The sequence below is a fragment of the Cohnella sp. GCM10012308 genome, assembly GCF_042649185.1.
Taxonomy (GTDB): Bacteria; Bacillota; Bacilli; order Paenibacillales; family Paenibacillaceae; genus Cohnella.
Genome location: NZ_JBHRYU010000015.1, coordinates 41644 through 64709 on the forward strand (window position 1 = coordinate 41644; position 23066 = coordinate 64709).

Sequence of the window (23066 nt, forward strand, 5' to 3'; positions counted from 1 at the left end):
GTTATGTGACAGTTAGTTACAATGATGATAGAAGATTTGGAGGATTATTAATGAGAGAGCATGAAATTGAGTATTTAAAAAGTCAACTTTTTGACATTGACTTTGATAAATATGAGTTTGGGATGCAATTTGGGGACAATAAAGTGGTTATGGGTATAATGGGAGATAATGAGTATAGCATTATTTTTGAATATAAAGCATTAACAATAACCTTCTTGAATCTATGTAAAAAGATAAACTATTCTCTTGAGAAAGCAATTGAGTTAATTTACAATACAGACGTTTATGACAGTTTTTCAATGTTTAAGTCTGGTTCTGAAGATGAATTCAAAGCATATTATTATATAGAAAATGGGATATTTAGAATAGCTACTTTGTGGGATATATTGGCTCAAATATACAACCTGTTGTATCAATGCGATCTAGACAATAATAAAATTCATTATTATAGATTTTTTGAGAAGCTTTCGAAATCAGAAAACTCAATTGCAAAAGTAACTGCTCAGAGCTTAATTGATTACTTTAACGAAACTCCTGATGGTAATTATGAAGGGAATACGAGATGGATTGGAAATCATAAAGAAGTAAATAACTATAGAAATAAAATGACTCATCGTAATTCACCTGATGAAACTGTGCTATCTAATTTTGATTTGAACCTAAAAACTCATCCATCTTTACTTTTAAAAAGGGTATTAGAAGACTATAAACAGGCGACTATTTGGTTAGACGAAGTGATTATAGAGGTCATTAATAGTGTGTTAAATGACTGAAGTGAACCATCACATAACACCGCAAATGCTTCGGACTCGAAAGATATTTGCTTCCTTACGGTGTTGAGCTTAAAAGCTGATAGACCCATAGAAAATTGCAATATTTCGCGAAGCTTAACTGGCAACCTAGGGACGGTCAATAAGGCGAGAGGCGTCGGGTTTAGTGAGTATATCGATTTTGATTTTGTACAAAAAGCGGAATATAGAGATTACTGGTTTAGAGAGAATTATATGAAATACGTAATGCTGTGTTGAACGAATTCAACTGAGAAAAATATATCAAGTAATTCAGGAAGGGAACCCTAAATGAAAGAGAAGGACTTTCAAGAAATCAAAGAATCACTTCAATACTTCGATAGTCGTAGATCTCGTGCTGAATCAAGATCGCAGGAGGTAAGATACAGTGAAGATGGTTGGTATTTCGGATTATTTGGTTTTGTTGCTGCTTTTGAATTAATGGAATTAGAAGTCGGCAGAATTCAGAAGATTATTGAACCCCCAGGTGAGGTGGAATTGGCTTCAGCGTTAGAACGAAGTGATCAAGTTTCTTTGGTTGGACGATACTCAAGAGATTTGTCCTACGAACTGTTTGTTAAAGCAAATGAGGTGTACAACGAGAGGGTTTTTGATATTGCTTGGTGGATTATCACATCTTTAAGGATTAAGGCAAATGTTGATTTTATTGTTCCTGTTGCTTTGAATCGTTCTTGGTCTACCATTGCAGCAGCTCCAAAAAAATCGGTTAAAACTAGGGTGATAGAGGATTATCCAAAAGCTAGAAGACATTCGATAGATTCTAGTATTTCATCTGATGATATTTCATGGACTAATAATAATTATCTTAACTTTGCTAAATTACTCTCCGACACTAGATTTAGAACTTCGATAGATAGCCTAACAACACATCATTTACAACATAATACAAGAATGACTATTGCATTACTCTGGTCAGGAATCGAAGCGATCTTTGGTGTTCAATCTGAACTAAGATTTAGATTATCAGCACAAATAGCCTCCTTACTTGAAGCAAGAGGCAGGAATAGATACGAGTTACATCAAAAAATTAAGAAATTATATGACTTCAGATCGAAAGCGGTTCACGGAAGTGCGATAACTGAGGATAAGATACAAGAACATATTATAGAAGTAAGAGATTTGCTATCAAGAATTATAATTTACTTTATAGAGTGTGATCGGATACTGTCAATTAATGAATTTGAAGAACTTTTATTTTTATAGATCGAAGAAGCCATTGACTCCGCCTAACAATGTATTATGCGAACCATTTTTGGCCCATCAAAAATGCGGTTTTGAGCGAGCAACACCCAACGGTTATCTTCTGCGAGTTTTCCGCCGAACGGAAGGAAGGGGGCTGGCAGAATCATTTGGCTTTCGGTTCGCTGTTACAATTCGACGCCTCCAAGTGCAACGAATAAGTCCCCGTTTTCCTTATACTTAATTTCGACACAAGAGGTGCTAAACACTTGTAAACATTGGAATTTCTATTCGTGCAGTAAGCCCTAATTAAACCGAGTATTCTTGCTAACCACATTTATCTCCCGGACATAACTATATCCCACTTAAGAGATCTAATATTACTCTATTTTCACTGAACTTTGAATCGCCGCGACGACTGCTCTGTCATTCTTAAGCACTTCTTCTATTAATGTTCTTAGATGATTAGTGGTTGTAGAGTGACCTCCAATGTAACCCGAATGAATTAGATCGAGAAATGTACTCTCGCGTAGGTAACATCCGGACAGTTTGTCATAACTTATAATTAGACCATTCTTAGGTCCCCTATATGAAGGGTCTATACATATTTTCTCAAAATGCTCTATGGGTGTGATGATACTACTATTTTTCATGGAACCATCTCGTTTGACGAACTTTAGGTAAAATATTCCAGGGTTCAGTCTATACTCAAATTTACCTGGAGCGTGATCAATATTAAATTTCTGCATTCTTTTCATTTCTTCATTTAGCTGTACGTCCGGTCTGTAGATCCAATCGAAATTACCTGCAGTTCTGTTTGGTTCCAACATCTTATATTGAATCATCACAATATTTTGTTTTATGACATTTAGATAAATCAAATCAACACCAAATACATGTTCCAAAGGTCTGCGATTGGCTGTGAAGACTTCGAGCCATTGCCCATCTTTTTTGAATATAGCGCGACCTGTAAGGTCACTTTGAGCAAGATCGTAGCCAGAGATTTTTCGAGCGTCATGCTCAATTACCGAGTCTTCGGTAATACTAACCCTTGCCAAAGAAGTATTCTTTCCCTCGACAAGTTCTAAAGATTGAGCTTGGTCACTTGTTGATAATCCAAATGCCTTTAGAGCCATTCGGACTGCATCTTCTTGTAAAGCTATTGGGCCATCAAATGCCTTAGGAACAGATAGCGATTCAGCAACGGTTCGCATAGGTCCGAGGTTTGTTTCAATAGATGCAATCCTCCTAATCAAGTAACTGCTTAACTTGGGAGAGAGTAAGACCACAGGAGCGTTTGTATCAAGTTTTTTTTGCAAATAGCTTTTATGATTTTTTTTTGCTACCAACTGGATTAGCTCAAAAATTGTGTTGGGGTTTATTGGCAGTGAGCGTTTAATTTTTAATCGGGAATCCAAGGTAGTTATTGTTTTTCGAGAGTCAAGCAAACCAATGTATAAGCAAGTTGAACCATCCTGATTGTTTCCTTGTATCAAGCAGACTGTAGGTACGCTCACTGCATCGATAATCGAGTGAGGACGTGCTACAGTAAATTCATTAACCCCTCTTCGCGTTTCCTTTAGACGCTCCCATTCATCACTTTCAAATTTCATGATTACAATGGGCTTCTTTTCAACAGTGTTTTGTAGGGAGTTTAACCAAATCATATTTCAACTGTCACATCCATTCTGGCTTTTTAGAAGTAACACGAGCAGGACGCCAAATTGTGTTTTTCAGTTGTGTCAATTCTTCGTTATTAAAACCGTCTTCTCTCATAGCAAGACATAGTAAATGGCTGGGACGGGACATCGCCACGTAATGCTGCTTCAATCGATAAAGATTACGACTTCCTTCTCGTTGTCCTCCTGATTTTGTACCCAGTATCCAAGGTTTCAATTTTACTAAATGGTGTTCGTGATAAAAAGTATCTAAAACAAGTGTTGCTGTATGTGTTTCTCCTTTTACTGAATGTATTGAACCTACTTTAATGAGCACCTTTGGGTTATCAACAGGATAACGAAATAAATTATCTCGCGATGGAGTAGCGACTTCCTCGCTATGCTCAGCAGTAACACTCCATGTTAGAAAATCACTTGCTACCTGTTCATCAACTGGTCCATCTAATACCGAAGAAGCAATCTTTTTGATAATATCGACCCATCTTCCATACCATTGGTTTATCGTTGGGAGATTTCCCTCCACAGCAAAGAAATTCACAAGATAAATGTACAAATTCAAGCCCTCAACCTTTTCTGATAATAAATTTAGCAATAGTTGATGTTTTCGCTTACGAGTAGCCTGTTGCATAGTTGGATTTGAAAGCCCTATTAAACGTAAAATTGCTTCAGCAATTTTTTCAATTAAGTGATAGACTTCCCCCGATGACTCACTCCATTTTCGTCCCGAAAAAATATATTGAATGAAAGTCTTGGGTGTTGGTTCTGTGGGTGTGAGTTCATGATCATATTCAGGCCAGTACTGACCAATAAAACGGGGGAGCTGATCATCAGCATTTCCTGGACGATGAACGGCACCAACCACAGCAAATGTTCCAGCCCTTAGTTCATTATCAGAAAACAACTCCGATAAATATTCAGCGAAGGTTGGTATAACATTACTTATCGTCTCCTCATTAAAAAGAAAGATTGCATTGTAATGCTCTGTGGCGGTTTTAGGTATTTTGCTGGAAGGTCCACATCCCACTAGATTTTGTGGACGAAGAGCCAACGGGTTAGCTAAATCGGCAATATTCTGGCCAAAACGATGACTGTTAGGAATATCCCTACGAATTCGTTGAACGGGAAAAGGGTCTGTGGTGGCATGAGCCTCATCTTGATATTGAAAAATGGCTTGGTTACTATCCCCAAAGCGTTGTCGTGTAACCGGGGAATCCCCTTCCATAAAGAGCTGGTAAAGCAATGCTGATTGAAGTTCGCTGGTATCCTGAACTTCATCAATAAATAGAAACGGGAAACGTTCTCTAAAAGCTAATCGGATATCCGGGATGTCTTCAAGAAGTTCTTTGCCCCAGACAAACATTTCATCATGGCAGAAAAATCCTTCTTCTGCTGTGGATTTACACACATCTTGTATAGCTTTATAAGTATCCGTGTTTTTTCCAAGCTGAGAATTTCTTCCCCAACTGACATCTCCAATACTGAAGTCAACATTTTGAATCCTTAAAATTGATTGATTATGATGTTTGTACTCTAGAGCTCTTTGAGTTCTAATTGGGAGCTTTCTCCATCTCTTTGTTTGGCACACCTCATTATCAATCATTCTGATTGGGTATGGTTTAGAGCGAAGCCAGGGAATGGCCAGAAATTCATTCACAAAGCCATGGATGGTCCCAATAAAATGGGGATAGGACAACAGTCGTTTTCCTTCTGTGGTATTGCCTAAACGACGTTCTATTTCTCGTCGAGCCACATTAGTATGTGAAAGAACACAAAGTCCTCTTTTTGTACTCGTCCATTTTCGGGCGAGAACTGCTAGTTTAGCAACCAAGAGAGTAGTCTTTCCACTTCCAGGACAAGCTTCTACATCTAATGTTTCGTTTGATTTAAGGATTTCAAGGCGAGGATCGTTTCCATCCTCGCCGCAAAACGCAGTTGAAGGCAGTTTTAATAGATTACAGACCCATGAAATATCATCGTCTGATACATGAAGTTCATTTATTAGAGATGATCCAATCATAAGCGATCCCTCGCAATCCAAGAGCATATTTAAGTAATTAGAAATTTATGCATTTACTTTAGCCAGAAGTTACATAATTAATGGCATCGATAAGATAGGGTGGTAGCTTTGATCGTAAAGAATCTGATGAAAGTCGCCCTTTTCTTTGTCTTGCCTCCAAAATACTAGAAAGATACTGAGCGGTGGTGGCTTTGGAAACTGAGGACCTTAACAAGAACTTATATACATACGACGTTTTTTCGGGTACGGATATATCCATTTTATTAAATGCAATAAAAGATTTGATTGCAGCACGTATGACCGCTGTACTGGTCTTTTTCCCTGTATGGATTTGCTCATCTGCATCAGCTAGGTGAGCAGCAATCCAAATCTCCTGGGCCAAGCCAAAATAAGCTAAGTCATATTCCAGTGTCCATTTATCAGCAACAAATGTAGCAACTCGCTGACCTGAAGCTTTCGATACAATAGTCTCACGATGTTGTTGGAGTTCTTCTAAGGTGTAGTCGCATTCTACGCGCCACCGACGTTTTGAAATTTCAGGCCAATCTTCTTTTGAATGCAAACCTTTGATAATTGACGGTGCACAATCTGGCATAACATCTAAGTCTGCGATGCAAGCAACAGGAATATTCATTATTCCTTCTGTATCTGGTTGTTTGCGTTGGAAAATACGAGCAAAACGTCGTAGTCCCGTTCCACCAACATTAACTATAGAGACACCATGTCTTGTAAATTCCCGACCTAGCAATCGTGCAAGTGTAGGCAATAAAATATTCTCTGCATCACCTTCAACAATAATTACACCCTTAGCAAAAAACAAATTAGATTTCGTGACATCCAGGAATCGTTTGAGAAATGCGTAGTCGGATCGTTCGAGTTGTGTATGTCCGAGTGCTAAAGGATATGCCTTTTCATTATGTAACAATACAAGATTGTCCAAATCAATTGCAGATGCCAAGTTAGGACTATGAGTTGTAATAATGATTTGCATCTTTTGGCCGTTAGAAAGTGATTCGTTTACTTTTTCCTGAAGAAACTGTATAACACGCAATTGACGCTGTGGATGCAAATGAGCTTCTGGTTCTTCAATTAAGAGCAGAGGGAATGTTTCATCTTGTGAATCCAACAATAATAATTCACAAGCCATAAAAAGGAGATTATTTGATCCGAGCCCACGACTTGGTGGTGGTTTGGGCATACCTTCATCATGCAAATCAAGCTCTAGTTTTTCAAGAAGTTGGCGTAATCGAACATCTAAACTACTTGTAAACCCGCTTACCGATATTGAACTTTGCAATTTATTTTTGTGAAACGAAAGTTTTTCTAAAAAATCGGTATTGAGTCGATCTCGGACTTTTTTTATTGCTGGATGCTCAGCAAGCAATTCATTTGTATAATCTCCGATACCTAGAATACTCAGTTCACGCGGATTAATTTCGAGCCCTTCATCAGAGTTGAAATCTTTCCCATTCTCTTTAACTTCTTTTGTATGTTTTAAAATTTGCGCTAACCGTGAACTACGTCCTGATGAAAGAGCACCCTCAGCATCGCGGAGCGGGCGCAAATATGTAGCGCGAAGTAGATTTCTTGCTTCAGGATCGATCGGCGGTCCGTCGCCAGAAAAACCGGATCTAATTTCAACTGAAGTATATCGATTTTGTCTTGAATTTCTTAGTGCCTTCCAATTGACAAATAAAACAGGCGTTTTTGTAATTCTGCGATCTTCATAGGTAAGATATTCCGCGAAAGCTGCCTTGTCTTGCAGTGTCAAGCCATCGAACTTGCATCGAATTCTAATCTCTGTTCGACGTGTGTGGCTGTCTCGTGGCAGATGAAAATCCGCTTCGTCCACTCTAATAAAATCTTGATCACGAGTCCCCACCGCGAGACGAAGAGCATCAATAACAACTGTTTTTCCGGCGTCATTCTCACCAATAAGCGCTGTCAATCCAGGATGAAGAGGGAGAACAAATGATTGATCTCCCTCGCCATACATCCTGAAATTCTCAATTTTCAATTCAGAAAGATACATTTCAACTCATCTCCATTCCCCTCGTAGCTAGCAGTATTCCGCCGTATGTCTGATATTCCATATTTCGACAGGAGAACGCAAATTCCCTCTAAATAGCTGCCGAAGATCCCCTTTCTAAAAATCTTTTTTTCAAACTACCCGATTTTGCCCGAAAAATGAAACGGCTTGTAGAGGGAGCGTTGTCCCTCCGCTCTGTTCCTTGAAAACTACATACAAATTTGTCCGGTACATTCCCCATGCAGCCTCAGAGGAAAGCCAGTATGCAAACGCGCCATGACCATGTTGCTTCTGTATGCCTTTTCAAGATGCAGGATAACATGAGAGCGATTCCGTGAAGCATAGCGAAATGGTGGTTCCATTTTCGGCGATGATCTGCATGGCGGGATTATGATACTTCCGTCCAGCCACAGCTCATCGCAATGGGGGCGGCCTGCAGCGATCCTGGGGGAGGTGCAATTGAGCGCCTATGAGGACAGTCAGCCGCTGTCCGCCGGATAAATTTTTCATGCTCAAATTCGAACTAGCCTACTCCGCGATTCCAAGATAATTGAGCAACCCGTAATCATGTGAGAGCTTAGCAATCGTTCAGTACATGCAAGAAGCCTCTCATATGTCGAACATTTTTGCCGTAAAAGCAGTGTTCAAGCTTGACCAAGAACGCAAGGATTCTTACAGGCATGCATGAAAGTAACGATGAGGTCGAATATCCAAGAGGCCATCCTTGCGGGGTGTTCTCTTTTTATATAGATACTCTTGAAAAGCCGGTGCTCAGATTCCTCAGAGCGACCGGCTTTCTTCTATTGAAAGGAGACTTGAATACATGGCCAAAGTGATCGCTCTCGCTAACCAGAAAGGCGGCGTAGGCAAAACGACTACAGCGGTCAACCTGGGTATTGGTTTGGCGGCGGAAGGAAAAAAGGTATTGCTGCTCGACGCCGACGCGCAAGGAAATCTGACGGATTCGCTCGGCTTCCAAGAGCCGGACAATCTTCCAGTATCGCTGGCGACGATGCTGCAAAAATGCATGGCGGAAGAAAGCTATGATCCGCAAGAAGGTATTTTGCAGCATCACGAAGGGATCGACCTGATGCCGGGAAATATCGAGTTGTCGGCCGTTGAAGTGGCGCTAGTCAATACGATGAGCAGAGAAACCATCCTGCGCACGTACATCGATTCTGTAACGGATAACTACGATTACATTCTGATCGACTGTATGCCGAGCATGGGCATGATGACGATTAATGCTTTGGCAGCGGCAGATAGCGTCATTATTCCCGTCCAGGCCCATTATTTGCCCGCAAAGGGGATGACGCAGTTATTGCAGACGGTTGCCCGCGTTCGCCGCCAGATCAACAAAAAGCTCGTGGTGGATGGCGTATTGCTCACGATGGTAGACAGTCGCACCAATTTTGCGAAAGATATTTCGTTCGTCCTGCGTCGGGACTATGGGGACAAGCTGCGGGTGTTTCAAACGGAAATCCCCCTTTCCATTCGCGCGGCGGAAACGAGCGCTCGCGGCAAGAGCATTTATGCGCATGACCCAAACGGGCAAGTCGCCAAGGCTTATGTGGCATTAACGAAGGAGGTGCAGGGCATTGACGGCGAAAGAAGACCGGCGCGCCAGCATAAAGCTGACCACAGTCGATGATTTGTTTACAACAGAAGAAGCCCGGAATACCCAGCAGAAGGAACAAATCAAAGAAATCCCGTTGTCGGACATTAGCGACTTTCTCGATCATCCCTTCAAGGTAAAGGCGGACGATGCAATGCTGGAAATGGCGGAAAGCGTGAAGCGATACGGGGTGCTGGTGCCCGTTCTGGTACGGCCCAAAACGGACGGCGGCTTTGAAATGGTTGCCGGGCATCGTCGGAAAAAGGCGAGCGAGTTGGCCGGTATGGAGTCGATCCCCTGCATTGTACGCGAACTGGACGACGATCAGGCGACCATTATTATGGTGGACAGTAATTTACAGCGGGAGTATGTTTCACCTAGCGAGAAAGCGTTTGCATACAAAATGAAGCTGGAAGCCATGAAAAGGCAGGGGCAACGTACCGATATAACTTCCGCCCAACTTGGGCGGAAGTTGGGCGGAAAAGAATCAAGAGAATTACTGGCTGAACAAGTCGGAGAAAGTAAAAATCAAATATCTCGCTATATCCGCTTAACCGAACTCGTTCCACAGATTCTCGAAATGGTAGACGACAAGCAAATTGCTTTTAGTCCTGCCGTTGAAATCTCTTACTTGGCCGAGAAAGAACAGCAAGCCCTGCTGGAAACGATGCAAGCCGAGGATTGTACGCCTTCGCTGGCGCAGGCACAACGCATGAAGAAGCTGAGTCAGGATGGTAAGTTGAACGGAGACGTTATCCTTGGCATTATGACGGAGGAAAAACCCAATCAGAAAGAAAAACTGACGATTCGCAAGGAACGAATTGACAAGTTTTTTCCGCAAGATTTCAGTGAGCAGCAAAAGGAAGACCTGCTCGTGCAACTATTGGAAAACTGGTATCGCCGGAAACAGCGAGAACGGGAACACGACCGTTAATACAGCCCTTTGTCTCTCAGACAGAGGTTTTTTTTATGCCCATTTTGCAGAAGGGAGCTTTAAAGATGGACTTTACCGAAGGAAAACGACGGAAATATGAGCGGCTGATGAAGGAAAAGCCCGGCTTTACAAACAGCGAGCCGTCCGAGGAGGAAGAACGGCCGTCTAGCAAGCAGGCACAAAGCGTTGGTACGGTGCCCAAGAAGCCTGAACGCAAACGAAGTCGGGGGGACTGACGATGGAGCAGGAGAAACGAATGGCCGGCGACTACGAGGTTTATCAGGCGTTGCCCGTTGGCCGGGTCGAGGTTATTTTGGGCATCGACGCGACGAATCCCGAGAAGCCCTATTTGGTCTGCTACTGCGACCAGAACAATTTGTTTGGCATCGACCAGTATTATGGCGCAGAAGGATATGTGGACTATCTGCAGGCGATGCAGGAATTTACCAAGCTGATGCAGTGGGAGATCGAGAAGCTCCAGACCGAGCGTTCGGCCCTTCCAGAGCCAATGGCTCCGGTTCTATCTGCCTATTGCCTGCCCATCAAGGGCGAGGATGAACTGAGCGGCAGGCTGGTTGTGATTCGCCCGGAAAGGCTGCGACCGGAGTTTCGCACGGCGGATCATCAAGTGGTCTGGGTGATTGGCGGCTTCGGCGCATCAGGACATTCACGCGGCCGTGCAGTTTTCGCGATGAGGCTCTATTCCGGCGATGAATGCCGCTATAACCGCGAAGACCTGTTGGGCTTCCTGAAACCGGAGCATACACCGGCGTGGGCAGCCGAGAAGCTGGCGCTGCTTCAAGCAGAGAAGCAACAGAAGCCGCGGTCGCGAGACGAAGCCCGCTAAGGAAAGTCCAATCCCTTCCAATGAAGAAAGGAGTCGTTCTCGATGTCGTGGACTTCTCGCAACCGCAAGACGTTGGTCATTGGGGCCATTGCGGTTAGTATGGCGCTGCTGGTAGCGGCGGCGGTTTACATGCTGGTGCAGCATGTCGAGCAGAAGCAACAGCAGCAACATCTGCAAGAATACTATGAACAGCAGCTTGAAACGTTGAAGCAGGAACAGGAAAGGAAGAGTAGGGAGGCGTGGGTAGCAAGCCGGACTGTTGCAGCTGGCGCTGTGCTGACAGCCGATGATCTCAAGGCGGTTCCGATGCCCGCCGAGCTTCTTCCGTCCGGTATTCTGACCAATCGGAAGGAGATTATCGGCAAGCATGCCAAGGTATCGCTGGAGCCGGGAACGCCGCTGCTCGCTTCCTTGCTGTACGAGGGACAGCCGGTTCCAAAGGATGTGCGGCTCAAGGAATTTCAGGTGATTCAGCTTCCCTCCAATCTCAAGGCCGAGCAGTTCATCGACGTGCGAATTGGCTTCCCCACGGGTGAAGACTTTGTGCTGCTGTCCAAAAAGAAGGTGCGGCAGTTGTCGGGCAATGTGGTCTGGCTGGAAATGAACGAAAAGGACATTCTGCAAGCCTCCAGCGCCATCATTGATGCGTATCTGCAGAGCGCGCGGCTTTACGCGCTGCCTTACGTCGAGCCGGGCTTGCAGGAGGCGGCTGTCGTCAACTACCCTGCCAATCCGAAGGTTCTGGATTTGATGAAGATCGATCCCAATCTGCTCGAGACGGCCGAAACGGAATTGGCTCGCAATCTGCGCCAAACCTTGGACACCAATTTGAAGGCGGTCAGCGAATCGGACAAGCTGAGGGCGTCCAGCGGCAATGTCACGGTCCAGCAGCAACTGCAAAATGAGCGGGCGACCATCCGGCAAGGCAATGCCATGTTTGAGACGCAGACGCCATTAGGGGGCGGGAACTCGGAGACGATGGCACCCAACGACACCACTTCGGGGGCGGGACAGCCACCGGCTTCCGAGGAGACACCGCAGCAACCGTCGGTTCCTTCGGTCCCGACAGGTTCCGTTACGGCCCCTCCGGCTTCAACGGAAACGGAAGCAACCCCGGAAATAAATGCCCCATCGGGAGAAGACCGTTGGGAGGATATCTTAAATCAGTAAGGGAGACGGCTATGAAAAAAATCGTATTTCTCGGCTCGGCGGACAAAAGCCATGTGCTGCTGGCGCTCGGTCGTTTATGGACCGGCCTGGGCCAGAAGGTGCTGCTCGTGGATTCCACGATGGGCCAAGCCGTCCAGGGATATCTGCCGCCTGCGTTCACCGGCAGCGCCGTGCAGGAGTTTGAGGACATGGATGTGGCCTACGGCTATGTGACAGCCATGCAACTGGAGCGTGCTCTGGAACAGGCGGGAACCGCAGGCGCTTATGATGTGCTGCTGCTCGACACCGACCATACGCAAATGGTAACGGGCCGCGATTTACCCGGCTATGAAAAACGGATATGGTGCTGGGACGGCAAGCGGCTGTCGCTGCAAAAAAATGAGGAGCTGCTGCTGCGCTTGTGCTTGCACGAAGCGGAAGCGCCGCTCTCTTTTTATGAATGGCTGTCTCCGGCCTTGCCGGGCAGACTGCCCGCGTGGCAGGCGGAAACGCGGCTGCGCCATGTGGAGTGGCTGAAGCCTTCTTTTCACTTCCCGCTGGATGAACGTGATGCCACGGTTGATGTGCATAACCAGCATCAACACCGCCTTGACCTTCGCGGCGTGAGCGGAGCGTTTCGGCAGGGGCTGCTCTCGATGCTGCAACAGCTTGCCGAATGCGACGCCAAGGCCGCGCGGCGCGCTTGGGCGATGGCCCAAAAGCGATGGCGAGTCTGGTAGAAAGGAGAACGCACATGGGAATGATCGTCGTGTTTTGGAGTCCTTTCCCCGGCCAGGCCGGAACGACAACCAATCTGCTGGCAACGGCTGCGTGTTTGGGGCTGGAATACTCGGCCCGGCTGCTGCTCCTCGGCCTTCTTCGCGAGGAGGATGAGGCGGTGCAGCGGGCCTTTTACCAGCCGGAAAAAAATCCGTCCCGGTTGCCGGATAGCGGCATCGACGCGCTGCTGCGGCTGTTGCAAAACCGGAAGCTGGAAGCGAGGATGCTGCGGGATTATGCGCAGCCGCTGCTGCGGGAACGGCTGGACGTGCTGCATGGCTCGGCAAAGTCGAACGAAGGCTTTGCCATGCTGGCGGAGCGATGGCTGGAGCCGCTTTTGGATACGGCCAAGCGCGCTTACGATCTGGTGCTGCTGGACGGCGGCAGCGGGCGGGCTTCGGGCTGGCGAGAGACACTTCGGAATCGGGCGGATCTCGTCGTCGTTTGCCTGCCGCAAAATCGCTTGCTGCTGGAACGCTTTTTTCAATCGCCGGAAATCGAGCGGTTAAACGGACGGAAAGCGATGCTGGTGTTTGGACAGTTCGATCCGGCATCGGCTCTTACTGTAAACAATCTCCAGCGCCGATTCCGCTGGCAGCAGCCGGCCTTTCCGGTCGTGCATAATACCGGCTGGCTGGATGCGGTGCAGCAAGGAGAGGGGCTCCCGTATTGGTTCCGCAATCGCAGCCTGTCGCGCCAGCACGAGAACCATCGCTTTGTCCGGCAAGTGCGCGCTCTGGCGCATGCGCTGATGGAGGGGACTGGCGCTAATCGGCCCCTGTTCGGCGGCAAGGAGGACACGCCATGATGACGCTGCTGAATACCCTGCTTGTGCTTGCGCTTCTGCTGCTGGCGGCATTTTTCTTGTATATGCGCATGAGCCGCCGCCTGCCGGAGCGAACGGATGGTGAGACCGTGTTGTACACGCTGGAAGCGATGACGGCGTTCGTCAAAGACACCTTGCACGAAATGACAACGAGCCACCTCAGCGATTTCGGTTTGTCCGAGGAAGAATACCGCCGCCGCAAGAACAAGCGGGCAGAGCTAAAGAAGGCACTGCGCGGCTGCACCTCCGGCGATTTGCGGGACAAGGAATACGTGAAGCAGGTAATCGCCGATTTGCTGATACAGCAATACGAATTGGACGATAAACACCTGAACCTGTTGCTGCCGTTCCATCAGCCGGATGCCCTCACTGCCCAAGATCAGTTTGACATCCTGCTGGATCGCTACAGGCAGCAATTCGGGCTACGGGCGCTGGAGCAGATGCTTCAGGCGTATGAGCTGGATCGGCAACGTTTCGATGACGACGGGCAGCTTGAGGCTTACCGGATCACGGAGGAAGACATTCAGAGCATCTATGCTCAAAGCGCTCCCCAGTTGACAGTGGAGGATAAGCTGCGCATTGTCGTGCAGCGGATTTACCAGCACTACAAGGGATTTAGCGTCATCGACGAGCTGCGCGATATGCGAATCGACGGCGTTTCCGGCGGGGTGTCCGGTTTGCCGCCGCTGATGTGGGAGGGCGAATGGGCGTTCGAGGAGGATGTGCAATGGCAGGCATTGCCCCGTTCGCACGATAGCGTCTGGCTGTTTTACAAGGGCAAGTCCATTCATCTGAGCTTCCTCTCGTTCGGCTCGGAGCAGGAGCTGCGCCGCGTCTGTCAGATCATCTACAAGCATAATTTTCCCGGCCAGTTGTCCGAGGCCAACGGCTATAAGGTCAATGAAATGGGCGACGGCTCGCGCGTCGTCGTCTTGCGCCCCCGGTTTGCGGAATCGTGGGCTTTTTTTGTGCGCAAATTCGATGTGCAGAGTGCCACGCTGGAGCAGTTGATTCAAGACGAAAATGCGGAGCTGCCGATCGGACTCATCCGCTATTTGGTCGCGGGTGCGCGGATTACGGCGATCACCGGTGCGCAGGGCAGCGGCAAGACGACCCTGCTGATGGCGATGGTGCGCCATATTCCGGCCGTGCTGCCGATCCGGGTTCAGGAAATGAGCTTTGAGCTGCAACTGCGCAAGATTTACCCGAACCGCAACATCGTTAGCCTGCGCGAAACGGAAACGATTACTGGCCAGCAAGGACTGGACATTCAGAAGAAAACGGACGGCTCGGTGAACATTTTGGGCGAGGTGGCGACCGACCCGGTTGCGGCCTGGATGGTGCAAATGGCGCAGGTCGCATCCCTGTTTACGCTGTTCACCCACCACGCAAAAACGTTCCGCGATCTCGTGCTGTCGCTGCGCAATTCCCTGCTCAAGACCGGCGTGTTCAGCAGCGAGCGCGTGGCGGAGCAGCAGGTCGTCAGCGTCGTCAATTTCGACATTCATCTGCGCCGCGACTTGGACGGGCGAAGATACATTGAACGGATTACGGAATGTATGCCGGTGCCGCAGGAAGCGGACTATCCGACTGACTTCACCGGCAAGATGACCAAGGATGTGCGGCTGGCCGCCTTTATGGAAACGGTGCTGGAATTTTTCCGACGCTCGACGGATCGTCCGCTGTACACTGCCCGGAACTTGATCGAATACCGGGAAGGACGGTATGTTGCTGTTCATCCGTTGTCCGAGAAAAGCCGCCGGGACATGGCAACCTATTTGAGCGGCCCGGATCAGGCTGTCTTCGATGCCTTTCTGGACAGCCATTGGGAGGATGAGTCATGATGCGGGAATGGCTCTCTCCACTGCTCGGCATATCGACGGTTCTGTTCCTGATGGCGGTGGCGGCGTTCCTATGGCTGTCCCGACGCGATTCGGATATTGCCGCCATTCGGCGCTACGAATCGCTGCGCAAGCCTGGACAGGCGTCGCGCAGACAAGCGATGTACAGTTTCCTGCAACAGTTGTACAGCGTGTGCGAGCAGGTGCCGATCCTGCGTGCCTATTTGCATCATCTGCGCAAGCGGCTCCTGATCGTTCGGTTGGGCGACGAGTGGAAGCTGCGACTGGAAACGATCAAGTCTGCTTTGCGGGTATGGAGCATCCTTCTCTTGCTCGTCATCCCGCTTGCCGTCATGGTGCGCGATCCGTTCACCTGGGGCATGCTGCTGCTCGGCTTGTGGGTAGGCCACGGCGTGTTGGCCGACATGGGCGTGCAGCGGCTGGAGCTGCGGCTGCTCCGACAGCTTCGCACGTTCTTCGGCGATGTGCGGCATCACTACCATCGCCACGGTATGGTCGAGGAAGCGATCTATGAGGCGGCGGACGGCGCGCCCTATGAAATGGCGCTGCACGGACAAGAGCTGTACAACATGCTGACGGACAGCGATGCGGAGGACAAGCTGGCGCAATACGTGGAGCTGGCCCCCAATCGTTATTTGCAGGGGCTAGCCGGATTGTCTTATCTCATTAAAGAGCATGGCGACCGACAAACGGAAAGCGGCTCGGTGTATCTCAAGGGGCTGGAAAAGCTGTCCGGCGAGCTGAGTCTAGAACTGCTGCGGCGGGAGAAGCTCAGCTATTTGCTGCAAGGACTGACAGTGATTGCGTTGGTGCCGCTGCTCTTTACCCGCCCGATTGAAGCATGGGCGAGCCACTTCTTTCCTTCAATGGATGCCTTCTACGCCGGAGCGCTTGGTTGGCTGGCGAAGTTGACCTTGCTCGTGGTCGTCTGGCTGTCCTATGCGCTGCTCCGCGCGCTTGCGGAGTTGGATGGTGACGCTCGGTATACGAGCCGTAACCGCTGGGAAAAACGCGTGTATGGCTGGCCCTGGATGCGCTGGCTCGTGCAGCGGCTGGGGCCGGCTCCCGATTCGCGGGAAGCGAAGCGGGTGACCCGGCTTCTCAAGGACACCGCATCGCCGCTGCGACTGGAATGGTTTTATGTGCAGCGGCTGGTCGCGGGCGCGTTGGCCTTTGCTGCTGTGCTGGGGCTGTTCGTATCCCTGCATGCCGCAGAGCGCCATCAATTGCTCAATGCGCCGGTCAAGCCGGGAATGCTGTTCGGGCAGTTGTCGGCCGAGGAAGAAGTCAAGGCGCGGGAAGCCGCGGCGCTGGACCGCCGCATCATCGAACAAGTAAAGGAGGTGAGGCCGCGCAACGAACGCATGGTCATGAACCTGCTCCGTCAGCAGACAGTCAACGGAGAACAGGAGGAAGAGCTTCGCCTGACCGCGCGGCGGGTGATCGAGAAGCTGGAGAAATTGGAGCGGCCGCGTCTGCTGTGGTGGGAGGTGCTGTTGGCCATCTCCGCAGGCTGGGGCGGGTATGCGCTGCCCGTCGGCATCCGATGGTTTGAACGGCGCATGCGGCGGATGGAGATGAAGCACGAGGTCGATCAGTTGCAGGCGGTGATCGCCATGCTGGCCGGGATGGAACGCATGTCGGTCGAGCAACTGCTCATCTGGATGGAGCAGTTCGCCCGTGTGTTCAAAGAGCCGTTGCAGGTATGCTTGCTCCACTTTGAGCAGGGCGAGGAGCAGGCGCTGGCGCAGCTCAAGGAGGACGCACCGTTTTTGCCGTTCGTGCGGACGGTGCAGAAGCTGGAACTCGCGTCGCAGCATTTGACGATCCGCCAAGCATTCGACGACTTGGAAGCGGAGCAGGCTTTTGCGCGGGAGCAGCGCAAGCAGGAGTACGAGCAGTTGATTGAACAAAAGGCAGGCTGGGGCCGTTGGATTGGCTTTACCCCCTTAATGACGCTGATTTTCGGGTATTTGGTGATCCCGCTCATTGTTGTCAGCCTGCAGCAAATGACCGCTTACTACGAGCAGCTTCAACGCATTCAGTAAGCGGCGCGATTAACCTTCCTTTTCTTCTCGGGGAAGGTTTTTGTTGATCCCAATCATAAGGAGCGAAATCCATGTCGAACGCACAAAAAGCGTTGGTGATGGCGGCGGGCATTTTCCTCGCCATCGCGCTGATTACCTTGGCCGTGGTGCTGTTTGTTTCGGCCCAGGATTCCACCAAGGCGGCGCAAAGCAATTTCAGCAACATTCAAACCGAGCTGTCGCAAACGGCCTTTACCGTGTACGACAATACGACGCTGTCAGGCAGCCAGGTCGTCAACGCGTTGCGCAAATTCCGCGATGTCGATCAATTCGGCATTCAGATTTACACTGGCAAAAACCCGGCAGGGCAATGGTACGGCAAAACAATCAATACGAGCGTGCCGCTCGACAACGTGACCTACGGCACCGTCGTCGGAGTGGCTCCGGGCCTGATCGCGCAGACAGTGGACGAGGCGGACATCAACTACGTGAACCCGAGCGGCAAGTTCCGCGCGAATTTGGTGCTGGACAGCAGCAATGTCATTCGCGGCATCGTGTTCCGGCAGCAGTAAGACCGGAGGAAGAACCGGAAGCGTCCGGGGAAACCGGACGTTTCCGTCTGAAAGGAGGAAAACTGGATGGATTACGCCCCGAGAACGATGATGGAGATGAGTGTCACTTTTTTGGCATTTCTGATGGCGGTGGGAACGGGCCTGCTGCTGTTTCAAAACGGGGCTTCGCTGAATGCGTTAGCCTACGTCTCCGGCCAAGCCCAAGATCGTAGCCTGCACCAGACCGCAAATCCAACGGTCGGCGACGGCACAATGAGCGGCGCGGAGGTGCTCCACGCGCTTGCTCGGCTGGAGGAAGGCGATGCGGAAATGCTCGTGGACGGTATGCGGTACGCAGCGCCGCTGGAACGTGAGCAGCTTCGCATGGCAGGCATTCCTTTGCAGAAGAAATATGTGCCTGAATACGAACGCGATGCGGAGGGGCGTTTGCTGCGTCTGGTCTTGAGGCGGGTGCCATGAACACGCTGCTCAAGCTGTTTGCGGTGCTGATCGCGCTCCTGCTGCTTTACCTGTATCCCCTCTCCGCCGCCTTCGACCAACAGGACGATATTTCCGAGCTGGTGGCGATGCGGGCGACGACATCATTTGTGGATGCGGTGCGTGACAAGGGAGGCATTACACCTGCGATGTACAACGATTTTATGGCCGCGTTGGCGGCAACCGGCAACAGCTTTGCCGTCGAGATGGAGCATGGCGGCAAAACCTATGTGCCGGTCTACGAGGACCCGACCCGGCCGGAAACGTTCCGCGGCACCTACGAGATTCACTACGATTCGTTCTACAACGCGCAGATTTTGCCGGTGCTGTTCCCCAACAATACGCTGGCCAAGGATGATCCGAGCCGCCGATACCGGATGCGGGTAGGCGATTCCTTTTCGGTTATGGTGGTCAACACGAACCGGACGGCGGGGACGCTGATCTTTGACATGCTGAACAACACGATAAGCCCGAATGAAAAGATCGTCATTCCCTACGGAGGGACGGTGCGCCATGCGATGGATTGAATGGGCCATTGTCGGCGCGCTGCTGTTTCTTCCGTTTGCGACGATCAACCGCATCGAGACGGATGCGCTGCGCCGGACGCTGCTGGCCGAATTGCGGTATGACGCCGCGCTGGATGCGGCGGTGGACGATGCAGCCAGCCAGTTGATCGGCAACGCCAGCCAGCAGAAAGAGGCGCAGTACGGCTCGGACAAACGGATGGCGCTCAATAAGGAAGACGCGGTTGCGGCGTTTTACCAAACGCTTGATGCGGGCTTCGGCGTTACGGGCGATCCGGTGGCACAGGGGATGCTGCATCGCTTCATTCCCGCTCTTGTCATCATCGGGTATGACGGCTTCTACGTCTACAGCGAGCAGGAATGGACGGGAGCGGACGGAAAAACGATCATGAAGCCGGTTTGGGGAGCGAAGCAGCCGTATGCTTATGCGGATACGGCGGGCAACAGCCTGTCGTTTACGCTGGATCAGGAGGTGTTGGCCTACGACGCGGCAAGCGGAAGCTGGCACGAGGGCTTGCGGCAGGACATTCGGCAACAAACGTCGATTCCACTTTTGCAGGATGCCGAACGCTTTGAACAGGTTCGCCGCAGCACGATTGTCCGGGCCATGCAGGACGAGCTGGCGTACCGGATAAACCAATACAACGAGGTCGTCTCCCGATCCGGATTTTCATACGTGTTTACGCTGCCACTGATCCCGGACGAGGACTGGAGCAACAGCATTGACGACGTAGGCGTTCTCGCGTTTTTGCAGGGCGTTCCGATAGGCGCGAAACAGTACAACAACTATGCGCTGGGAGGGAGCCGGGTGCTCAAGCAGGAGTCCATTATCGGCGCACGCAAGGGCACGATGAAGGTGTATTTCCGCAGCTCCTGCAGCTATGACTACCCGCGTGAGGAGGTCTTTGCCAGCGAGCAAACTGCGGCCCGCAAAGGGTATATGCCGCTGCCCTGCACATCATAGCTCGCATTCAAGAAAGGAGGCTGTCCGATGTGTATATACGCGTATTAATCGCGATTCTGCTGTGTCTTGCCGTCAAAATGCCCGCCGCGCAAGCGGCCGGGCCTGTATATACCCAGGCTTGCGGCGGCAGCGATTTTGCCCTGGCGCTAAAATCGGATGGAACGGTTTGGTCGTGGGGCAGCAATCCGCAGCGACAATTAGGTTATGATTCCGGCGGTGGATTCGTTTCGTTTCCAACCCGCATTCAATCCTTGCATCAGATCACAGGTATTGCTTGCGGCGCGACATCGGGCTATGCGCTGCAAACCGGTGGCACCGTGTGGGTTTGGGGACGCGGCGCGGAGGGGCAGCTTGGCCTTGGCGACACGGAGCAAAGAAATGAGCCGACAATGCTTTCGCTCTCCGGCGTGACTCAGGTGGACGCCGGTATCCGTTTTGCGCTGTTTGTCCGGCAGGACGGGACGTTATGGGCAACCGGAGAGAATCAGCAGGGGCAGCTTGGCGACGGAACAACGATCGGCAAAACGTCCCCGGTGCAGGTATCGGGTTTGGCTGCGGTTCGGGCTGTCGCGGCTGGCGGCGCTCACAGCTTGGCCGTGACAACGAGCGGTCAGGTGTACGCCTGGGGGAGCAACAGCTATGGCGGCATTGGCAACGGCGGAGCCGGGCCGCCGGTGACGACGCCGTATTGGCAGAGCGCCCTGGTCAACATCGTCAGCGTGTCGGCAGGAAACGATTCCTCCTTTGCCTTGGATAGCAACGGTCAAATCTGGTGCTGGGGCGTGAATACGTATGGGCAACTGGGCTTTGGCGATACCGCCAGACGCTATGAACCGACGCTGTTTACGGCGTTATCGAATGTCGCTTCGATTCATGCCGGTGGCGATTACACCCATGCGAGGCTGGCGAATGGTGAGCTGTGGGGCTGGGGCTCGAATTGGGGCGGCAAGCTGGGAGACGGGACGGGCACAGATCGCCACGCGCCGGTTCGCGTTCAGTTGGAGGACGTGCAATTTGTCGGCAGCACGAAGTCCGACTTTGTGCTGGCCGGAACAACCGGTGATTTGCTCTATAGCTGGGGAAATAACTCGGGCAGTGTGCTTGGATATAACGGTGGTTCCCGATCCGTCCCCGGTTTGGTGATAGGATTGCTGGTGAACTCCAAGGGCATCGGTTCGTTTTCGCCAGTGGTTTTGCCATCCTCCTTGAACAGCTCGGCTGCCTTGCCGATAACGGTTGCGGATGTGCGCGGCTATAATGCGGGCTGGACGCTGAGCGTGTCCGCCACGCCGTTCTACAGGTCGGGACCTGATCCGACAACCGGAGACGGCACGCTGGCCGTAAGCTTTCCAGCCTCTAGCCTGACGGTAAACGGGCAAGCGCCGATTACGGTGATGAGCGGCATGGAGGTGGACGCCGTTCACGGCCCCAGGCACCTGCCGGGACAAACACTGGGGGCGACCGCAGTCCCGATCATGCAGGCGGATGCCGGTTACGGCACGGGAATCTATATTACGGATTTGTCTCTGGTTCTGGCGGTGCCGGAGACCGTACAGGTTGTGCAGGCTGCGGGTTCCTCTTTTTACAAGCATGGCGACATGGTCGGCCTGTTGGCCGGAACATATACATGTACGCTCACCCTGACGCTGACCAGTGGACTCTAAACCAAAGGAGCGAATGACGCATGATATGGATTCGACTGTTGCTGCTGGCAACGGTTTTTTGCGTTGCAACGGGATTTTCGGCCCCAGCGGAGGGGCAACAATTAATCGTAAGCGGCGACCCGGCGCGCATCCAGCCGCAGCTCGGCGCTTACGTGGAAGAGATCGTTCCCGGAGACGAACGCGAGTATACGGTGGAGGTCACCAATCCAACGGACAAGGACATCACGGCCCTGCTCTACACGGCCGATGCCGTCCCTGCGTTGGGCGGAGGCAAGGATTTTACGCTACCGGACGACCCGGAGCTTGGCTCGTCGGCTTGGTATACGACACCGGATCGCCCGATCACGCTGCGGGCGGGCGAGACGCAAAGCTATACCGTGAGCATGCGCATCCCGGAGCATGTCGAGCCGGGGCAATACGTTTCGGTGATCGCTGTTTACGACGATCAGGGGCAGACGCTCACAACGTCGGACAACGAACAAACGCAATTTGTGACCCGCATGGTTCGCAAGACCGGCTTGCAGGTCGTGCTGAGCTATGAGCTGGACGAGGCAAATCCGCCGCAGGCGGTTCCGCATTCGGTCACATATGGGCTGGAGAATGGGCGCGCCTTTCTATCCATCCTGCTGATGAACGAGGGGGGCAGCCTGTCCAAGCCGGAAATGACGGTGCAGGTCAAACGCCAGGACGAGGACAAGCCGGTGCTGGAGCTGGATGCTCACTTTGATTCCATCTATGCGGGGACGGTGGCGCAGCATCGGGCAGAGCTGAGTCGGCCGCTGGCTCAGGGCGCTTATCTCGCAGAGGTCACCACGACGGTCAATGGAAGGACGGAGCAAAAGGAACTGCCCTTCGAGGTGCTGGATGAGGCACAGCGTACCCATTGGGGCACGACATCCTCCGGCGAGATCATTGAAGTGGCGGAGGACGGCTCTCCGTTGCCTTCGCCGTGGCTTGGCTCGTCGCGCATCTATGTGTATGCCGGACTGCTGCTCCTGCTGGGAATCGTAACGTGGCGGCGCAGGCGAGCAGACAGAGGGCGTTCCAAGGAACCGCGTTAAAATCCCATGCTGCGGCCGGACGCGGCATGTTCATATAGATCACTCATTTAT

At 51.0% G+C, this 23066-nt stretch carries 20 protein-coding genes; 17 read left to right on the top strand and 3 right to left on the bottom strand.

The annotated features are described in order from the left end of the window. Nucleotides 1-50: 50 nt before the first annotated feature. On the top strand, nt 51-773 hold the full coding sequence (locus ACFOTD_RS17200; RefSeq protein ID WP_378120873.1) for a Cthe_2314 family HEPN domain-containing protein: 723 nt from the start codon (nt 51-53) through the stop codon (nt 771-773). A gap of 306 nt (nt 774-1079) precedes the next feature. Beyond that, the gene (locus ACFOTD_RS17205) at nt 1080-2012 is read left to right on the top strand and encodes a hypothetical protein (protein WP_378120874.1); all 933 of its coding nucleotides are present in this window, start codon (nt 1080-1082) and stop codon (nt 2010-2012) included. A 356-nt stretch (nt 2013-2368) separates the two neighbouring features. Here ACFOTD_RS17205 and ACFOTD_RS17210 read toward each other — a convergent pair whose 3' ends face one another. The 3 genes from ACFOTD_RS17210 to ACFOTD_RS17220 all read right to left on the bottom strand — a co-directional run bounded on the left by ACFOTD_RS17210 (nt 2369) and on the right by ACFOTD_RS17220 (nt 7716). Then, the gene (locus ACFOTD_RS17210; RefSeq protein WP_378120876.1) at nt 2369-3601 is read right to left on the bottom strand and encodes a hypothetical protein; all 1233 of its coding nucleotides are present in this window, start codon (nt 3599-3601) and stop codon (nt 2369-2371) included. Nucleotides 3602-3665: 64 nt separating this feature from the next. Then, complete coding sequence (locus tag ACFOTD_RS17215) at nt 3666-5684, bottom strand: UvrD-helicase domain-containing protein (protein WP_378120878.1); 2019 nt, start codon at nt 5682-5684, stop codon at nt 3666-3668. Nucleotides 5685-5742: 58 nt separating this feature from the next. Further along, nucleotides 5743-7716, bottom strand: coding sequence for an ATP-dependent nuclease (locus tag ACFOTD_RS17220; protein ID WP_378120880.1), 1974 nt, complete (start codon nt 7714-7716; stop codon nt 5743-5745). A gap of 820 nt (nt 7717-8536) precedes the next feature. On the opposite strand from ACFOTD_RS17220, the gene ACFOTD_RS17225 reads away from it, so the two are divergent. From ACFOTD_RS17225 to ACFOTD_RS17295, 15 genes are all read left to right on the top strand, one after another. Then, nucleotides 8537-9364: a ParA family protein gene (locus tag ACFOTD_RS17225; protein ID WP_378120882.1), complete on the top strand. Its 828-nt coding sequence runs from the start codon at nt 8537-8539 to the stop codon at nt 9362-9364. Beyond that, nucleotides 9312-10262, top strand: a complete 951-nt coding sequence (locus tag ACFOTD_RS17230; protein ID WP_378120884.1) for a ParB/RepB/Spo0J family partition protein — start codon at nt 9312-9314, stop codon at nt 10260-10262. The genes ACFOTD_RS17225 and ACFOTD_RS17230 overlap by 53 nt, the downstream gene beginning before the upstream one ends. 65 nt (nt 10263-10327) lie before the next feature. Further along, a complete protein-coding gene (locus ACFOTD_RS17235) occupies nt 10328-10498 on the top strand; it encodes a hypothetical protein (RefSeq protein ID WP_378120886.1) in 171 nt (56 codons plus the stop codon). 2 nt (nt 10499-10500) lie between these two features. After that, nucleotides 10501-11109: a hypothetical protein gene (locus tag ACFOTD_RS17240; RefSeq protein WP_378120887.1), complete on the top strand. Its 609-nt coding sequence runs from the start codon at nt 10501-10503 to the stop codon at nt 11107-11109. 42 nt (nt 11110-11151) lie between these two features. Further along, complete coding sequence (locus ACFOTD_RS17245; RefSeq protein ID WP_378120889.1) at nt 11152-12279, top strand: SAF domain-containing protein; 1128 nt, start codon at nt 11152-11154, stop codon at nt 12277-12279. 11 nt (nt 12280-12290) lie between these two features. Continuing rightward, nucleotides 12291-12998 carry a hypothetical protein gene (locus ACFOTD_RS17250; protein WP_378120891.1) on the top strand — a complete coding sequence of 236 codons (708 nt, stop codon included), beginning with the start codon at nt 12291-12293 and terminating at the stop codon, nt 12996-12998. Nucleotides 12999-13012: 14 nt separating this feature from the next. Next, a complete protein-coding gene (locus ACFOTD_RS17255; protein ID WP_378120893.1) occupies nt 13013-13846 on the top strand; it encodes a hypothetical protein in 834 nt (277 codons plus the stop codon). Further along, entirely contained in the window at nt 13843-15708 is a 1866-nt protein-coding gene (locus ACFOTD_RS17260; RefSeq protein WP_378120895.1) for an ATPase, T2SS/T4P/T4SS family, read from the top strand. Before ACFOTD_RS17255 ends, ACFOTD_RS17260 begins: the two co-directional genes overlap by 4 nt. Continuing rightward, nucleotides 15705-17774: a hypothetical protein gene (locus ACFOTD_RS17265; RefSeq protein WP_378120897.1), complete on the top strand. Its 2070-nt coding sequence runs from the start codon at nt 15705-15707 to the stop codon at nt 17772-17774. Before ACFOTD_RS17260 ends, ACFOTD_RS17265 begins: the two co-directional genes overlap by 4 nt. A 71-nt stretch (nt 17775-17845) precedes the next feature. Beyond that, nucleotides 17846-18325: an ABC transporter permease gene (locus ACFOTD_RS17270; protein ID WP_378120898.1), complete on the top strand. Its 480-nt coding sequence runs from the start codon at nt 17846-17848 to the stop codon at nt 18323-18325. Nucleotides 18326-18391: 66 nt separating this feature from the next. Continuing rightward, the gene (locus ACFOTD_RS17275) at nt 18392-18784 is read left to right on the top strand and encodes a hypothetical protein (RefSeq protein ID WP_378120900.1); all 393 of its coding nucleotides are present in this window, start codon (nt 18392-18394) and stop codon (nt 18782-18784) included. Continuing rightward, nucleotides 18781-19329 carry a hypothetical protein gene (locus ACFOTD_RS17280; RefSeq protein ID WP_378120902.1) on the top strand — a complete coding sequence of 183 codons (549 nt, stop codon included), beginning with the start codon at nt 18781-18783 and terminating at the stop codon, nt 19327-19329. The genes ACFOTD_RS17275 and ACFOTD_RS17280 overlap by 4 nt, the downstream gene beginning before the upstream one ends. After that, nucleotides 19316-20290, top strand: a complete 975-nt coding sequence (locus tag ACFOTD_RS17285; protein WP_378120903.1) for a hypothetical protein — start codon at nt 19316-19318, stop codon at nt 20288-20290. The genes ACFOTD_RS17280 and ACFOTD_RS17285 overlap by 14 nt, the downstream gene beginning before the upstream one ends. A gap of 29 nt (nt 20291-20319) precedes the next feature. After that, on the top strand, nt 20320-21954 hold the full coding sequence (locus ACFOTD_RS17290) for an RCC1 domain-containing protein (protein WP_378120905.1): 1635 nt from the start codon (nt 20320-20322) through the stop codon (nt 21952-21954). 20 nt (nt 21955-21974) lie between these two features. Continuing rightward, complete coding sequence (locus ACFOTD_RS17295) at nt 21975-23015, top strand: hypothetical protein (RefSeq protein ID WP_378120907.1); 1041 nt, start codon at nt 21975-21977, stop codon at nt 23013-23015. The last annotated feature ends 51 nt before the right edge of the window (nt 23016-23066 follow it).

Coding starts and splice junctions, on each gene's coding strand:
- ACFOTD_RS17255 (WP_378120893.1), top strand. CDS start 13,013: ATGGGAATGATCGTCGTGTTTTGGAGTCCTTTCCCCGGCCAGGCCGGA.
- ACFOTD_RS17215 (WP_378120878.1), bottom strand. CDS start 5,684: ATGATTGGATCATCTCTAATAAATGAACTTCATGTATCAGACGATGAT.
- ACFOTD_RS17270 (WP_378120898.1), top strand. CDS start 17,846: ATGTCGAACGCACAAAAAGCGTTGGTGATGGCGGCGGGCATTTTCCTC.
- ACFOTD_RS17275 (WP_378120900.1), top strand. CDS start 18,392: ATGGATTACGCCCCGAGAACGATGATGGAGATGAGTGTCACTTTTTTG.
- ACFOTD_RS17245 (WP_378120889.1), top strand. CDS start 11,152: ATGTCGTGGACTTCTCGCAACCGCAAGACGTTGGTCATTGGGGCCATT.
- ACFOTD_RS17280 (WP_378120902.1), top strand. CDS start 18,781: ATGAACACGCTGCTCAAGCTGTTTGCGGTGCTGATCGCGCTCCTGCTG.
- ACFOTD_RS17205 (WP_378120874.1), top strand. CDS start 1,080: ATGAAAGAGAAGGACTTTCAAGAAATCAAAGAATCACTTCAATACTTC.
- ACFOTD_RS17295 (WP_378120907.1), top strand. CDS start 21,975: ATGATATGGATTCGACTGTTGCTGCTGGCAACGGTTTTTTGCGTTGCA.
- ACFOTD_RS17235 (WP_378120886.1), top strand. CDS start 10,328: ATGGACTTTACCGAAGGAAAACGACGGAAATATGAGCGGCTGATGAAG.
- ACFOTD_RS17260 (WP_378120895.1), top strand. CDS start 13,843: ATGATGACGCTGCTGAATACCCTGCTTGTGCTTGCGCTTCTGCTGCTG.
- ACFOTD_RS17220 (WP_378120880.1), bottom strand. CDS start 7,716: ATGTATCTTTCTGAATTGAAAATTGAGAATTTCAGGATGTATGGCGAG.
- ACFOTD_RS17265 (WP_378120897.1), top strand. CDS start 15,705: ATGATGCGGGAATGGCTCTCTCCACTGCTCGGCATATCGACGGTTCTG.
- ACFOTD_RS17240 (WP_378120887.1), top strand. CDS start 10,501: ATGGAGCAGGAGAAACGAATGGCCGGCGACTACGAGGTTTATCAGGCG.
- ACFOTD_RS17225 (WP_378120882.1), top strand. CDS start 8,537: ATGGCCAAAGTGATCGCTCTCGCTAACCAGAAAGGCGGCGTAGGCAAA.
- ACFOTD_RS17210 (WP_378120876.1), bottom strand. CDS start 3,601: ATGAAATTTGAAAGTGATGAATGGGAGCGTCTAAAGGAAACGCGAAGA.
- ACFOTD_RS17200 (WP_378120873.1), top strand. CDS start 51: ATGAGAGAGCATGAAATTGAGTATTTAAAAAGTCAACTTTTTGACATT.
- ACFOTD_RS17285 (WP_378120903.1), top strand. CDS start 19,316: ATGCGATGGATTGAATGGGCCATTGTCGGCGCGCTGCTGTTTCTTCCG.
- ACFOTD_RS17250 (WP_378120891.1), top strand. CDS start 12,291: ATGAAAAAAATCGTATTTCTCGGCTCGGCGGACAAAAGCCATGTGCTG.